Origin of the sequence: Advenella mandrilli (genome assembly GCF_016595155.1) — a bacterium.
Classification (GTDB): Bacteria; Pseudomonadota; Gammaproteobacteria; order Burkholderiales; family Burkholderiaceae_B; genus Advenella; species Advenella mandrilli.
On the sequence record NZ_JAENGP010000015.1, the window covers coordinates 61948 to 77333 of the forward strand.

11 protein-coding genes and 1 pseudogene are annotated in these 15386 nt (G+C 47.8%); 8 read left to right on the plus strand and 4 right to left on the minus strand.

Annotated features, from left to right (window positions below):
* Positions 1-39: 39 nt before the first annotated feature.
* Positions 40-660: a PIN domain-containing protein gene (locus tag JHL22_RS13070; RefSeq protein ID WP_200238312.1), complete on the minus strand. Its 621-nt coding sequence runs from the start codon at positions 658-660 to the stop codon at positions 40-42.
* Positions 661-840: 180 nt separating this feature from the next.
* Here JHL22_RS13070 and clpB point away from each other — a divergent pair, with 180 nt between their 5' ends.
* The 6 genes and pseudogenes from clpB to JHL22_RS13100 all read left to right on the plus strand — a co-directional run bounded on the left by clpB (position 841) and on the right by JHL22_RS13100 (position 7107).
* Positions 841-3420, plus strand: coding sequence for an ATP-dependent chaperone ClpB (clpB, locus tag JHL22_RS13075; RefSeq protein WP_200238414.1), 2580 nt, complete (start codon positions 841-843; stop codon positions 3418-3420).
* Between the two features lie 305 nt (positions 3421-3725).
* Entirely contained in the window at positions 3726-3935 is a 210-nt protein-coding gene (locus JHL22_RS13080) for a cold-shock protein (RefSeq protein WP_189383560.1), read from the plus strand.
* 566 nt (positions 3936-4501) lie between these two features.
* Positions 4502-4642 (plus strand): annotated as a pseudogene (locus tag JHL22_RS13085) (PKHD-type hydroxylase); the annotation flags it as partial.
* A 104-nt stretch (positions 4643-4746) separates the two neighbouring features.
* The gene (locus tag JHL22_RS13090) at positions 4747-5589 is read left to right on the plus strand and encodes an energy transducer TonB (RefSeq protein ID WP_200238315.1); all 843 of its coding nucleotides are present in this window, start codon (positions 4747-4749) and stop codon (positions 5587-5589) included.
* A 134-nt stretch (positions 5590-5723) separates the two neighbouring features.
* Complete coding sequence (locus JHL22_RS13095; protein WP_407926778.1) at positions 5724-6587, plus strand: MotA/TolQ/ExbB proton channel family protein; 864 nt, start codon at positions 5724-5726, stop codon at positions 6585-6587.
* Positions 6588-6603: 16 nt separating this feature from the next.
* Positions 6604-7107 carry an ExbD/TolR family protein gene (locus JHL22_RS13100; RefSeq protein WP_200238321.1) on the plus strand — a complete coding sequence of 168 codons (504 nt, stop codon included), beginning with the start codon at positions 6604-6606 and terminating at the stop codon, positions 7105-7107.
* A 67-nt stretch (positions 7108-7174) separates the two neighbouring features.
* Here JHL22_RS13100 and JHL22_RS13105 read toward each other — a convergent pair whose 3' ends face one another.
* Both JHL22_RS13105 and glnE read right to left on the minus strand, forming a co-directional pair.
* On the minus strand, positions 7175-7843 hold the full coding sequence (locus JHL22_RS13105; RefSeq protein WP_200238324.1) for an epoxyqueuosine reductase QueH: 669 nt from the start codon (positions 7841-7843) through the stop codon (positions 7175-7177).
* Between the two features lie 80 nt (positions 7844-7923).
* Entirely contained in the window at positions 7924-10746 is a 2823-nt protein-coding gene (gene glnE, locus JHL22_RS13110) for a bifunctional [glutamate--ammonia ligase]-adenylyl-L-tyrosine phosphorylase/[glutamate--ammonia-ligase] adenylyltransferase (protein WP_200238327.1), read from the minus strand.
* A gap of 110 nt (positions 10747-10856) precedes the next feature.
* Between glnE and JHL22_RS13115 the strand changes: the two genes are divergently transcribed.
* On the plus strand, positions 10857-14546 hold the full coding sequence (locus tag JHL22_RS13115) for a YhdP family phospholipid transporter (RefSeq protein WP_200238330.1): 3690 nt from the start codon (positions 10857-10859) through the stop codon (positions 14544-14546).
* Positions 14547-14569: 23 nt separating this feature from the next.
* Positions 14570-14812 carry a putative periplasmic lipoprotein gene (locus tag JHL22_RS13120; RefSeq protein ID WP_200238333.1) on the plus strand — a complete coding sequence of 81 codons (243 nt, stop codon included), beginning with the start codon at positions 14570-14572 and terminating at the stop codon, positions 14810-14812.
* A 22-nt stretch (positions 14813-14834) separates the two neighbouring features.
* On the opposite strand, the gene JHL22_RS13125 is transcribed toward JHL22_RS13120, so the two are convergent.
* Entirely contained in the window at positions 14835-15266 is a 432-nt protein-coding gene (locus JHL22_RS13125) for a hypothetical protein (RefSeq protein WP_200238336.1), read from the minus strand.
* Positions 15267-15386: the final 120 nt, after the last annotated feature.

Below are 15386 nucleotides of genomic sequence, written 5' to 3' on the forward strand. Positions count from 1 at the left end.
AGGCAGTGAGTGCTTTTTTTGTCTACTTTCGTCTGCCCGCTAGATGACAGGATCAAGCTGCCGTTCCTGTTCCTGCAGAACCAGTTTGTTAAGCCGGAACAGCCTCTCGCGCTTAAGCACGGTTTCCAAAGGTTCAGCCGCGCGTCCTATTGTGAGGGCGTCTTTTGGAATTAGCTCAAACAGGGTCTGCATGCAGGGTTGATGGTGTTCCCAGCACATAACCAGAAACTGGTCGGGATCATACAGGTATAGTCCCAGGTTCCTGATTTCGGCTCGATGAAAATCCTTGATATTGCGGGTTAGAATACAGACCGTGCTTTCGGGATGTTTTTGCTGTACGGCCCGCGCTGCCGCAATAACATGCCAGTCTTTTTTATCACTGCGTTTAAGGCCTTCCTCAAAAACGGCCACATCGCCCATATTGGCCAGCGGGAACTGCTCTTGCAGTATCTGCCATTCGGTATCCAGTATTTCGGGGGCAACGTTCCAGATGCGGCTGGCATTGCGTCTCCATTCCACGCCTATGTATTCTGCCCAGACTGGCTGAAAATGGCCGGCCTGCGCCATGCGCAGCAGCAAGTGCCGTAGTATATTGGACATCAGGACACAGGTGTCAATCACAATATGGCGGGGAAATCGTGTGGGAAGGGAAGCTGACATTGAAAACCGGTAATGAAACAAGACAATTTGCCTGCGACAATTGTTTTGTCTTGTTGAATGGGTAAACTGCCATTTTAACATCTGAATTTATATCTTGAAATTTGATGGTTCCAGCACTATATAAGTAGTATTGAAAAATAACCCGAGCAGATACGCTCAACCATTTTATGGGAAAGAATGATGCGATTTGATAAGTTAACAACAAAGTTCCAGCAGGCTTTAGCTGATGCGCAAAGTCTGGCAACCAGAAACGACAACCCTTATATAGAACCCGTCCATGTGCTGTCTGCCTTGCTAGCTGATGCCGAAAGTGGTTCTGGCAGTTTGCTGGCACGCTCAGGCGTGGCGGTTAACCGTGTGTTGCCGGCGCTTGAAAAGGCAATCAAGGAAATTCCGCAAGTGCAGGGTGCCGATGCCAATATCCAGATTGGCCGGGAGCTGAATGGGCTGCTGAATAAAACCGACAAAGAAGCGGCAAAGCGTGGTGATGCTTTTATTGCCAGTGAATTATTTTTGCTTGCATTGGCTGATGATAATGGTGCGGCCGGCCGTATTTTACGTGAAGCCGGCTTGCAGAAAAAAGCCCTCGAGGCAGCGATTGAAGCTGTGCGTGGCGGAGAATCCCTAACCGACCAAGAGGGCGAGTCCAATCGCCAGGCACTTGAAAAGTACACGACTGACCTGACCGAGCGCGCGCGCCAGGGCAAACTGGATCCGGTCATTGGTCGCGATGATGAAATCCGTCGGGCCATCCAGATTTTGCAGCGCCGTACCAAAAACAACCCCGTGCTTATTGGTGAACCCGGTGTGGGTAAAACCGCGATTGTCGAGGGGCTGGCCCAGCGTATTATTAATGATGAAGTCCCAGAGTCATTGCGTGGCAAACGGGTACTTTCACTGGACTTGGCCGCTTTGCTGGCGGGTGCCAAATATCGGGGCGAATTTGAAGAGCGCCTGAAAGCGGTCTTGAAAGAGTTGGCCCAGGATGATGGCAATAATATTGTCTTTATTGATGAGATCCACACCATGGTGGGGGCCGGCAAGGCAGAAGGTGCGATGGATGCCGGCAATATGCTTAAACCGGCCCTGTCACGCGGCGAGCTGCATTGCATTGGTGCAACCACGCTTGATGAGTACCGCAAATACATTGAAAAAGATGCCGCGCTTGAACGACGCTTCCAGAAAGTAATTATTGATGAACCGGATGTTGAGTCTACCATTGCCATTTTGCGTGGTTTGCAAGAGCGTTATGAAATTCACCATGGGGTGGATATTACCGACCCGGCCATTGTGGCGGCTGCTGAACTTTCCAATCGTTATATTACCGACCGCTTCCTGCCCGACAAGGCGATTGACCTGATCGACGAAGCCGCGGCCCGCATCCGGATGGAAATCGACTCCAAGCCTGAAGTGATGGACCGGCTTGATCGGCGTATTATTCAACTGAAAATTGAACGTGAAGCCGTGATCAAGGAAACGGACGAGGCCTCCCAGCGTCGTTTGAAATTAATTGAAGAGGAAATGGAACAGCTTCAGCGTGAGTATAACGATTACGAAGAAGTCTGGAAGGCAGAGAAAGCCGCCGTGCAGGGTTCAAAAGCCATCAAGGAAGAAATTGATCGCTTGCGGGCGCAAATGGCTGAGTTCCAGCGCAAGGGGCAATTTGATAAACTGGCAGAGTTGCAATATAGCAAATTGCCCGAGCTGGAAGGTCGCTTGAAAGCCGCCGAAGCAGGGGCGGAGCAGGCTGAAAAACCTAAATTGCTACGCACCAAGGTAGGTACAGAGGAAATTGCGGAAGTGGTTTCCCGTGCCACTGGCATACCCGTTTCTAAAATGATGCAAGGCGAGCGTGCCAAATTGTTGGCCATGGAAGATGAGTTGCACAAACGGGTGGTTGGCCAGGATGAAGCGGTTACGCTGGTTGCCGATGCGATTCGCCGTTCACGGGCCGGTTTGTCTGATCCCTCCCGGCCGTATGGGTCTTTCCTGTTCCTGGGGTCAACTGGGGTGGGTAAAACTGAATTAACCAAGGCGCTGGCCGGATTTCTGTTTGATTCTGATGAACATATGGTCAGGATTGACATGAGTGAGTTCATGGAAAAACATTCGGTTGCCCGTCTGATTGGCGCGCCTCCGGGGTATGTGGGCTATGAAGAAGGGGGTTACCTGACTGAAGCGGTACGCCGTAAGCCTTATAGCGTGATTTTGCTTGATGAGGTTGAAAAAGCGCATCCGGATGTTTTCAATGTGCTGTTGCAGGTACTTGATGATGGCCGGTTGACTGATGGCCAGGGCCGTACGGTTGATTTTCGCAATACGGTCATTATTATGACTTCCAACCTGGGGTCGCATCATATTCAAAGTATGGTGGGGCAGTCTTATGAGGCCATTAAAGAAGTGGTGTGGGAAGATGTTAAACAGGCCTTCCGCCCAGAGTTTCTGAACCGGATTGATGAAGTGGTTGTATTCCATGCCCTGAGTAGCAAGCATATTGCATCGATTGCAAATATCCAGTTGAAGCGTCTTGCGCAAAGACTGGAGGAACAGGAAATGAAATTGGAAGTATCCGAAGCAGCCCTGGCCTTAATTGCCGAGAGTGGATATGATCCGGTTTTTGGTGCTAGACCTTTAAAACGTGCTATTCAACAACACATTGAGAACTCGATTGCAAAACAGATTCTTGAAGGAAAGCTGGGGCCAAAAGATACTATTTTGGTAGGTTTACAAGACGGCAAGTTTTCATTTTCAAAGAAGTAAGCGCTTAAATCCTTAATATATAAAGGTAAATGCCTGATATTACAGTCTTTTTGCATGTCATAAAAGATTTGTGTTTCAGGCATTTTTTTTTACATTTAAGGAATTTACATATAAATTAGGGTAAATGCCCGGTAAATTTTTGTTGACACGATTGTCAATAGTCGTCATAGTACGTACATAAGATTTTCAAGTTCGTTGATTTTTGCTAGATTCTTTGCTCATGCAGTATCGTTGTGCTTTTGTCTACTCCTTGATGGTCTTGTGTTTTTTTGGTCTATAAAGACCGTAATTTTAAGGAAATTCAAATGTCAACAGAATCTGGCATCGTTAAATGGTTTAACAACGAAAAAGGCTTCGGCTTTATCAAGCCCGCTTCAGGTGGTAAAGACCTGTTTGTACACCACACCGACATCATCGGTTCAGGTTACAAATCTCTGCAAGAAAACCAGGAAGTTACTTTCGTGGTTGCAGACGGTCCTAAAGGTCCACAAGCTAAAGAAGTATCAGCTAAGTAATTAATACTAGCTACCAAAATACCGCCGCAAGGCGGTATTTTTTTGTCCAGTGCGGTCAGCATGGACGCACTTCTGCGAACCTGCATGCCAGGTGGTGTGAGAGGGGCGCACTCTACAATAATTGTTCTCTCTCCTGATGTGAAAAGACAAGCATCCCTCTTTTAAGTTTTTTTGTCGTCAATTCTTCCAGACTAGCGGTATTGTTGGTCTGTCTTTTCTGTCTTGCTGATTCTTTTTGATCGCTATCAAAATTCGACGTTTTGACACTGTTTTTAAATGTCAGGTGATGTGTAGTGAACGGTCGATATTGTTTTTTATTGGTTATTTTTGTTTTGTTAGTTTTATATAAACTAGATTTTTAGGCGGGTTGTGTTTTAGCAACGACAGCAGATAGAGATGTTTTGTGTTGTTTTTTAATAAAAATCAATTACTTGAAAGTTTTTTCAAATTATTTTCATTTTCATGAGGTTTTATGTGATAATTACAGTTGATTTTAATAATGAGAATCATTACCATTAATCTCTTTGAGATAAAATAGCAATGCACGGGAAAATAAAACATGTGTCTATGGGCCAAGGGAAGTAAAATTGCTTGCCGAACATATGGCCGTCTATCCCGGAACCAGCTTGCATCGCGTTAATCCGGTTGCCTGTGGAGCCCGGATCAGTTCGTTTTTCTGGACTCAAAGTATGGTTCGTGAAGATGCGTAAATAGCCATGTTGCCCGAATTTGTTGCGTCGCTGGGCTAATCTTTACTATTAGTAGGTAGTTATCATGGGTCATTTGTGGCCAAGCGTTTTAAATAAACAGTATGAATAAATCTTCAAACTTAATCCCGACAGTACCTTTCTCAATTCGCCTGGCGGGTGCTGTTACTGCTGCGGGTATTCTTGCTGGTTTGGGATTTCTATCCACCTTGAATGCTTCGGTTGCCACGGTACAAGTTGAAGAAACGCCCGTGTTTGTTTCCATTCTTGATGAGCCGGTTCCCGAGGCGCCGAAAGGTGAGGCTATGCCCGAGGCTGTTCCGCCCCAGGAATCTGTCGTAGAAGAAGTGCCGCCAGAGCCAGAGCCTGTGGTTGAGCCAGAACCGGAGCCAGAGCCGGAGCCAGAACCAGAACCAGAACCAGAACCTGTGGTTGAGCCGGAGCCGGAGCCAGTCATGCCGATCAAGCCGCCAGAGCCCAAGCCAAAACCTAAGCCTGTCAAAGAGGTTAAGAAAGAAGTTAAACCCAAGAAAAAGGTTCAGCAAGATAAGCCCAAATCCCAACCGGTCCTGAAAAACCAAAAAGTTTCAGAGCTGGCGCCTCCGGTAACAAAACCCATTGGCATTGCCCAGGGTAATCCCAATGTGAAGGCAGGATCAACGGCTAATACCGGGCCCGTTAAGATTTCCCAGCCCAATTACAGGGTACGGCCCAAACCGCAGTATCCAAGAGTTGCCCAGCGCCGTGGAGAAAAAGGTACGGTTGTGGTGCGTGTCCTGATTGGTCTGGATGGAACAGCTAAAAAAGTAATACTGCAAAAGGCAACGCCTTATGCAGATTTGAATGAGGCGGCTTTAAGTGCCGTACGCCGGGCACGTTTTAAACCCTATATGGTCGATGGTGTGCCACGAGAAGCTCAGGCAGACATCCCAATTAAATTTGAATAAAAGGAAATAGCATGATTTCTTCATTGCTGACGTTAACATACGGTTCATTGGCACAAATTGTGACTGATCCGACAGGAAATATTAACCCGGCAGCGGCAGCGGTTCCCGAGTCTGCAGGTGCGGTAGCTGCCAATATGACTCCAGTAAGTACTGCGGTAGCCGGTAATGTGGCCGAAGCGACCAGCGCTGCTGCCGTGGCTGTTCCCGGTGGGGCCAGCGAGGTTGTCAGTAATATGGCTGCCAATGCGGCAACTGCAGTTGCCACCGATACCGGTGCCTCACAAATGCTGGGCTTTCTGATGCAAAGCGATATGGTTGGGAAATCTCTGTTTGGAATATTGGTTTTCATGTCTTTGCTTACCTGGTATCTTATTGTGGTCAAGGGTTTGCTTAACATGCGTGCCAGCCGGCACAGCAAGGCGTTTCTGTCCCGTTTCTGGAACTCTTCTTCACTGGAACAGGTAGACAAGGACTTGCATAAATATGGTGCCGGTGATCCGTTCTCCCGGCTGGCTAACCAGGCTTTTCATGCGCGTGAGCATCATGCCAAATACGGTGCTACCAATTTGTCGGAAGTGGGTTCAAATGCAGATTTTGTTACGCGTACCATGCGCAAGGTTATTGATGAAGAAACCGCCCATTTGGAAAATGGCCTGACTGTTTTGGGCTCGGTGGGTTCAACCGCCCCCTTTGTGGGATTGTTTGGCACGGTGTGGGGCGTTTATCATGCGCTTATCAATATTGGCATGTCCGATGGTGTCTCTATTAACAAAATTGCCGGGCCGGTGGGTGAGGCCCTTATCATGACCGGGCTGGGTCTGGCGGTTGCGATTCCTGCCGTATTGGCTTACAACGCCTTTGTGCGCCGTAATCGGGTGGTGCTGGCTTCGTTAGATGGTTTTGCTTATGATTTATTTGCTTTTGTTACCACAGGCCAGCAAGTGGAAGTGTCGTCCGGCAAGGTACGTGCCTTGCGCAGTAATGGCACACATCATTAAGGCTGCGGAGTAAATAATGGCATTTGGAAGCTTCGACCAGAAAAACAATTCCAATCATATGGTGTCGGAAATCAATATGGTTCCGTTAATTGATGTGATGCTGGTTTTGTTGGTTATATTTATTATTACTGCGCCCTTGCTGGCGCACTCTATTAAAATTGACATACCCCAGGTAAGCAGCACCCCTGTGACAGAAGACCCCAAATCGATTGATTTGGCCATTGATGCCAATGGGGGCATTTTTTGGAATGAGTCACCCATTGCCGAGGGGGATTTGCGTGAAATGTTTGTTTCGCATGGAAAAGAGGTTCCTCAACCGGAAATCAGGATTCGTGCCGATGCCAATACACGCTATGAGCAGCTGGCCCGGATCATGGCAATGGCCAAAGGGTCGGGTTTGAAAAAACTGGGTTTCATCACGGCTCCCGGTTCGCAAAACCAGGCAGATACGGGGGCGCCTGCCCAGGCGGATCCGGCACCTGCGCCTGCCTCTGTTTCCGGTCAGGCACCGGCGCTGTAAGCAAACAAGATACAAGGTAAAAGGCCTGATCCGTATTGGTCAGGCCTTTTCTTGTCTTGCGATTAACTTAATTTTTCTCTTCGTTGCTGTAATAATTGACGCCAATTTTAATTCGTTCGCGTCCTTGGTTTTGACGGTGGCGGTTGGTGTCTCGCAGTGAATACACACAGCCGCAATACTCCTGCTGGTAAAACTCTTCGCGCTTGCTGATTTCAATCATGCGGGCCGAACCGCCGCCTTTGCGCCAGTTGTAGGTCCAGTAAACCAGTTCAGGGTAACGGGCCGCTGCACGTTCTCCGCAACCGTTAATCTGGTTCATGTCTTTCCAGCGGGAAATACCCAGCGAGCTGGTAATGGTGTCAAACCCGTGTTCGTGCGCGTACAGGGCAGTACGTTCAAAGCGCATGTCGAAACAGGCAGTGCAACGTTCGCCGCGTTCGGGCTCGTTTTCCATGCCCTTGACACGTTCAAACCAGTTGTCTACGTCATAATCTACATCAATAAACGGGATGTTATGTAATTGGGCAAAGCGAATATTTTCTTCCTTGCGGATTTCGTATTCCTTGACCGGATGAATATTTGGGTTATAGAAAAAAATAGTGTAATTAATACCCGATGCGAGCATTGCTTCCATGACTTCGCCAGAGCAGGGCGCGCAACAGGAGTGCAGAAGCACTTTACGGTGTCCTTGGGGTAATTCAAGGACAGGTCTTTTGATATCGGTGACGGTAACCATGGCAGTGGAATAAATAAATATTTTAAAAGATCATTTTAGAGTATTTTTGAATGATTTTGCCCTGAACTCGGGGCTTTGGCTTATTGTATCGCATTGCTTTGCTGCGCCCGGGTACCGGGAAAGACGGTTTCCCACAGTTTATTCACCACCTCGCGTTCGGTAAGCAGCAAATGCTTGTCTATTCGTGCCTTTTCCTGGCCACGCAGTCTTACCGCATGTTGTGTTTTGCGCAACGTCCGGTAGGCATCAGCCACTTCACGGGCCAGTTCTTCGGGAATAAAACCACCTTCCGCAGCAATGTTAAGCAATGTAATATTACCAAGGTTATCCAGCAGCCTGGGGTATTGATACGAATAGGCCAGCACCAGATATTGAGTAATGAATTCAATATCCACCATACCACCGGTATCATGTTTTACGTCAAACATGCCAGAATTGTTGGGGTGACCGGCCCGCATTTTGGCTCGCATGTCGATAATATCCTGCCTGAGTTGTTCCCGGTCTCTTTCTTTAAGCAGGATATTACGGCGGATCTGTTCAAACCGTTTGCCTATAGCTTTGTCGCCCGCACAGAAGCGGGCACGGGTCAATGCCTGGTGCTCCCAGGGCCAGGCGTGCTCAAGCTGGTATTTTTCGAAAGTATCAACCGAGATGGCCAGCAGGCCGGCGTCGCCATCGGGTCGCAGGCGCAGGTCAATTTCGTACATCCGTCCTGAAGAGGTCATGCTGGAAAGCCAGGTACTTAGGCGTCGTCCCAGTTTTGCGTACACCTCAAGCGCGTAGTCGGCCGGGTCATCAAAAAGCAGCACCAAATCAAGGTCAGAGGCATAGCCCAGTTCTTTGCCCCCCAGTTTGCCATAGGCGATTACGGCAAAACGCGGATAGTCTGGCACTTCGTCAGCCGTTTTTTCCGGTTTAGGTTTAACGGCGGGCCAAATGCGTTTCAGGCTTTCTTCCAGTAACAGATCGGCCAAGGCAGACAGGTGATCGGCCAGTTTTTCTACCGACAGGCCGCCAGACAGATCCTGGGCCAGTAACTGGAAGCTGATCTGTTTTTGTATATCACGCATGATGTTCATTTGTTGTTCGACATCAGGCTGTCCGTCTTGCAATACACAGGCATCCAGGTCTTTACTTAACTGCGTGGCCACATGAGAAAAATCCACGGTTTGCATTAAGGTTTGCCAGTCGATCAGTCCATCAAGCAAAATCGGGTTGCGGATCAGGTAACCGGCCGCCCAATGACTGGCCGACATGATACGGGCCACTCTGGCCAGGGTTTCGGGATACTCGGCCAGCAGGGCAATATAGGCACTGCGTTGCGCAATTGCTTCAACCAGATCAAACAGGTTACCGCAGGTCAGTTGTGGATCATCGGTTTTGGCCGCGGTTTCCAGTAATTTGGGCAACAGTTTTTTCAATCGTGTGCGGCTTGAACCTGACAGGGTACGGATACGGCTACTGTTTAATAATGCCTTGATTCGGTTTTCAATATATTCATGGTTTTCCGGTGCGAAAAGCTGTTGGGCCAGTTCAGGTAGATCAATGCTTTCAGGGAAACCCTGGTGATTCCGCTCATGGGTAGCTGATGGGGATTCTTCGCCCATGCCGGCAATCCGGAAGGCGTTGCGAAAGGCCCGGGATACAACCTGACGGTGTTCGTTTAGCTGTAGCCTGAATGTTTCTGTCTCCATGTTCATGGCCTTGGCCAATGCAGCAAACCGTTGTGGGTCTGCCGGCAACAGGTGGGTTTGTTCGTCTTCACGGTATTGCAGCATATGCTCTACGCGTCTTAAAAAACGATAGGCATTTTCCAGCAGCAGGCCTTCTTCTTTGGTAATGAGTCCCATGCTTATTTCGGCATGAAGGGCAGGTAGCAGGCCTCTAAGTTGCAAGGATGGCATTCTGCCACCACGAATTAGCTGGGACAATTGCACGGTAAATTCAATTTCCCGAATACCACCTTCACCCAGTTTGATGTTGTGAATGCTGTCTACGCCATTGAGGTTAAGGGCCTTTCGCTGCCAGTCCTGGCGAATCTGTTCGCGTAGCTGGCGCAAAGAGGAAAGGGCGTCAAAATCAAAATATTTGCGGTAAACAAATGGTGTGCGCAGGCTTTTCAGCTGGGTAATGTCCTCTTTGGGGGCGCTTTGCTCAAAATATTTGACGGGGATGATGCGTGCCTTGAGCCAGGCATAGCGCTCCCATTCACGTCCCTGGGTAATCAGGTAGTTTTCCAACGCGTCAAGACTCCATGCCAGCGGTCCGGCGTCACCATCGGGACGCAAACGCAGGTCGGTTCGGAAAACTTGCCCATCGGCATTGATTTCTGACAGGACCGGCATCATGCGTTGGGTCAGGCGGCCATAAAATTCGTGATGGCTTAGGGGGCGTCGCCCCGTTGTCTCACCTTCCTGGGCGTATAGCATGATCAGATCGATGTCAGAAGAAACATTCAGCTCTTTGCCGCCCAGTTTTCCCATGCCCAGAATAATCATTTCCATGGGCTTGCCTGTTTCAGGATCAATGGGTTCACCATGGGTTTGTACCAACTCCTGCATGATGCTCATATAAGCTTGTTTAATGACCAGATCGGCCAGAAAACTCATGCATTGAGTGACTTCTTCAAAGCATGCCTGGCCATTGATATCCCGAACCATTAAGGTACAGAAGACCCGGTTCCTGAGTTTGCGTAAAACCTGCTTGCATTGTTCGATGCTTAGGGGTTGATTAACAGACTGGCCGCTTGCTTGCTGGGTAAACCATTGTTCAATGATGGCTGGTGTAAGGGGATGCAAAATATCCTGGCACAGTTCGGTTTCCAGCTGTTCATTCGTTTCAATTTTACGGCGCAGGTAACCGGACCATTCAAGGGCGCGGATCAAACTGTTAGTAGGTTTCATGCTTTCTCAAAAAATGTAAGGTTATGTCTAACGATTGTTTCTATGCCCTGAGGCAAGACAGGATTGGATATAATACACTGGACTGTAACCATGAGATGAGAGCCGCCCCAGTGAGCGTTGCCAGAAAAGTTTTACGTTATTGCCTAATTGCCGTTATTGTTTTTTTGATGCTGCTTGCTGCCTTGTCATTAGGGGTTCGGTACTATCTTGCTCCAAATTTACATCAATGGCTTCCCCAAATCCAGACATATATTAGTGAAACGCTTGACCTGGATGTTCGCGCTGATCAATTGTCGCTGGCCTGGGATGACAGCCCGGTCTTGCAATTAAAGGACGTAACGGTTGAAAACAGTGAGAAAAATGAATACTTGAAAATTAAATCCATTTCGGCGGGTGTCAATTGGCTGGATCTGTTGCGCATGCGTCCTTTTTTATCTGAAATCAGTATCCATAATGCAGCCCTGAATATACGCAGGGATCCAGACGGAAGCATACGTTTACTGGGGCAAACATTAACAGGGCAGGGTAAAAATACACAGCCTGGTGACGCTGCGGGAAATGATGAGTTGTCGTCATTGGCGGGTTGGCTGTCCTCCCTGTCTTCGCTTAACCTGGAAGATGCCGATTTGATCTGGCTTGATGAGCAACGTCAGGCGCCGCCCTTGGTGTTGTCGGGTGTCACGCTTAATGTAAAGCCTGAAAACAAGGCGCTTGATGTTTCATTGGTGGCCAATTTACCCGAACAACTTGGCCGCTCCCTTAGCCTTGATGCTGCTTTGAGGCCTTCTGTGGATGTGGAGGGGCAATTGAAATGGAGTGGTAAAGTCAATACAAAGTTAAATGGTTTGTCCTTGCTTGATCTTGCACCCTGGCTAAACGTGCCCGAGCAGCTTCGGTCCGGCTATCTTAATCATGCCGCTATTGTGCTGGATGTAAACAACAATAAAATCGGCAATATCTCACTAGATGTCGAGGCAAGGGATTTCAGGTTAGAAGACCATTTAAGAAAGCATGCTTTTATTGTTGCGTCCAGTTTTTTAAAATTAAAGCTGGATACCAGTTTCAACAATATTCAGGCCGAAATTAATCGGCGTTCAAGTACCGGCAATGCAGAGCAAATAACCTTTGAAGATTTGGCCAATGCCAGTCCATGGGGGTTTGATTTTGTTGCCAGACAGTTTTTTTATGACGACAAAACGTCTTTTAATGAGCCCGTCAGCCTTGATGAGGTTAATGTAACGGGCAGTTTTCAACGCGATGAACAACAGTTTCCGTGGGTAAGCATACGGCAGGGAAGCATTCAAAATGAAGATATTCATATTAAGGCCAATGGCAGCTGGCGTTTTGACCCCAATTCGGATAATGGCATTGTTGATCTTCAGGGGGATCTGCAATCCCTGAAATTGCCATATTTATATCGTTATTTACCCAATGTTATTGATGAAGAGGCCCTGGATTGGCTAACCCATGCCTTCAAGGATGGCTACCTTAATAATGCTCCTTTTACGCTTAAAGGCGTGATTGACCACTTTCCTTTTGGGCTCAGGCCACAATCGGGTGATTTTCAGGTAAAGGGTACTTATCATAATTTGGCCCTTGACTATCACCAGCATGAAATAAAGGGACGTAAATGGCCGGTTGTCTATTCGGAAAACGGCAGTTTTGACTTCCTGCGTGATCAGATTGCCCTGCAATCAGGACATGCGTATTTTTTGATTCAGCAGGATAAAAAAATTGATCTGACTGATTTTTCCGGGTTGGTTTCCAATATAGAAAAAGGAACAGAAGTAGAGCTGCAAGCCGACTCAATGGCGCAAGCCGAAAATTTTCTTGAATTTACTCGAACCACGCCATTGGGTTATCTGATTAATAATGCCCTGGATACCGCCAGCGTGACAGGGACCTGGCAGATTCCGCTGCGTCTGTTTATTCCGGTTAATGATGCGGATAATGCCAAGGTAAGCGGAACCATTAATATTCAGGATGCCGACTTTCAATTTGAGCCCGACTATCCATGGTTGCGAAAAATGAATGGTTCATTGCGGTTTGATGAAACAGAGCTGCTTGTGCAAAAACTCGAAGGGACCATGCTGGGTGGGCCTGTTGCCCTGGAAGGCAATATCGGTTCGGCCGGTAAAGCCTTGAATATGAATGGCACGTTTACCAGCGAAGGGCTTAAGGAGGTATTGGCGGTTAAAGGCATGGGCCGGCTAAAGGGGCAAGCCAATTACAAGGCACGCTTTGATTTTCTTGCCGGTGGCAAAGTCAATGTACAGGTCAATTCTTCCTTGCAGGGGCTGGCTTTGGATTTTCCGCCAGACGTGGGGAAATCCGCCGCTGTGTCAAAACCATTGGTGGCACACTGGTTAAGTAATGCCAGTAAAAATAACGATCATGCCCGGGTGCTTGAGCTGGATCTGGGGCAAGGTACCGTCAAGGCGGTTTTTGAGCGGGATACTCGCTTAACCGCCGGGGCTTTCTTTTTCAAGGGTGGCATAGGCGTGCTGGCTGCTCCTTCAATACCCGCCAATGGTTTGAAAATATCCGGCAAACCGGCGTATATAGATGTTCAGCAATGGCTGGATATTGTTGATGAGTTTGAAACGGGCAAAACCCCTGGTAAACAGGTGCAGGTGTTTCCTGATGTGACGGCATTGGAGCTGGATGCCGCCTCTTTGCGCTATCTATCGCAAACCATTGCACAGGCCAGGGTGTCAGGCATGAAAAAAGCCAAATCCTCAACCTGGGGTTTCAGGATTGATTCTGAAGCGGTAGCCGGAGATATTGAGTGGGTGCCAGGCAAGGTTCCCCATGAGGATGTTGTGGCGGCCCGATTTGACCGTCTGGCCTTAAATTCGGGGTCTGGGCATGAAGGGGAAAGCAAGGCCCAGGAAAATAAAAACAATCAAAAAATATTGGATTTGCCAAGGCTTGATATTAACGCTCAACGGTTTTCGGTCTTTGACAGGGCATTAGGTTCGTTGGCCCTTCAAGGACGGAAAAGAACCCGACAGGGCAATTGGCAGATTGACAATCTGGCCATCAGTAATTCTGCCGGCTCCCTTTATGGTACGGGTGTGCTTAAAACAGAAAACAAAAGTACGGGGCTGGATCTTAAACTAAACCTGAATTTTCTGGATTTGGGTAAGTTGCTATCAGCTCTGCTAGAAAAAACAGTGGTTGCCGGTGGTAAAGGATATATAAATGGTGCGTTGAAATGGCCCGATATTACCGATCTGGACCTGAATCAGATAAGCCTTAATCTTGATAGTCAGATTACAGAAGGCAGATTGCTGAGTATTGATTCGAAAGTGGCCAAGGCGCTGGAGCTGCTTGCCCTGCAATCAATAGGCAGGATTCCCGAGTTTGGCAGCACACTGGGTAATTCCTTCAAGGATGGTGTCAGTTTTGATACGGTCAGGTCCAAACTGGAGATGGCGCGGGGTGACGTGCAGGTTTCTGATTTTCGTCTTAATGGTCCGGCTGTGGCAATGGTGGCTTCCGGTACGACCAATATAAACACCGAAACCCTTGATTTTCAGGCAGTGGTGGTGCCTAATCTGGATATTAGCGGTGCCGCCATTTTGACGGGGGTAATTGTTAATCCGGTAGTTGGGGTAAGTGCTTTTCTTTCCCAATGGTTATTACAGGCACCGTTGCAACGTTCGTTAACAGCAAGATATTTTGTGCGGGGAACTTGGAGTGAGCCTATAATTAACGATGCCGTTTTACCAACCGAAGAAGAGTTGAAAGAGAAAGAAGCGAGCAAAAAAATTGATGATTTATATAGAAGTAATTGAGTAATTAATTGAACAGGTTAGAAATGAAAAAAACAGGATTGCTGGCGATAACCATGATGATGTTGGCTGGCTGTGCCTCACAGGGCGGTAATTTGGCGCAGGATTCAAGTGTTACCCGTTATATGTGTAACAAGGTAACCGCAGGGGCCGACATGCAGAACGGGACCCAAGCCCCGTCTGAGCAAACCTATCCGTGCACCCAGGAAGAGTTTGAATCCATGAATAAGGTTTATCACTCCCTGGATGCACTGAAAAAAAGCCTGTAAAATTATTTATCGGCAAATAACATTATTTTTTGAACAGGACTTTGTCAAACACTAAACCTGCAAATGCGGCAAGCGTTGCCACGGCAGCCCATGGCGTGTCGCTTGATGTACCCATGATAACGATGACATAGGCGGCGGTGCCAAATAGGGTGCCAAAAATGGCTCTTATGGCAAAATAGGCCCAGTTTTCGTCTTCGATGGTTTTGCTGTTGGTGGGGGCGGAAGTAAAACGGCAATGTTGATGGTCAAAAAGACGCGTTGCTATTGAAATAATAGAGCCCAGGGCGCCGAAGAACATGGCGATAAAACTGACGGACCAGGTAATGAGCACGGTAAACAGGCCGAAAATAATCAGGCCAATGACGAAACCCCCGTTTGAAAAACGTGGTTTGTGAAATTCTTGAGTTTGATCTGGTGTTTCTGTGGAAGTGTTTTGATGATCAAAATCAGTCATGAGTTCATACCCCTTGAAAAGTAATAAAGTGTGTACATATAAATATTGGCTAATGGTTTTAAGTACGTATTAAAGTGTATTGATTTAATGCCCGAGGTGCAACAATGAAACGGAATATTC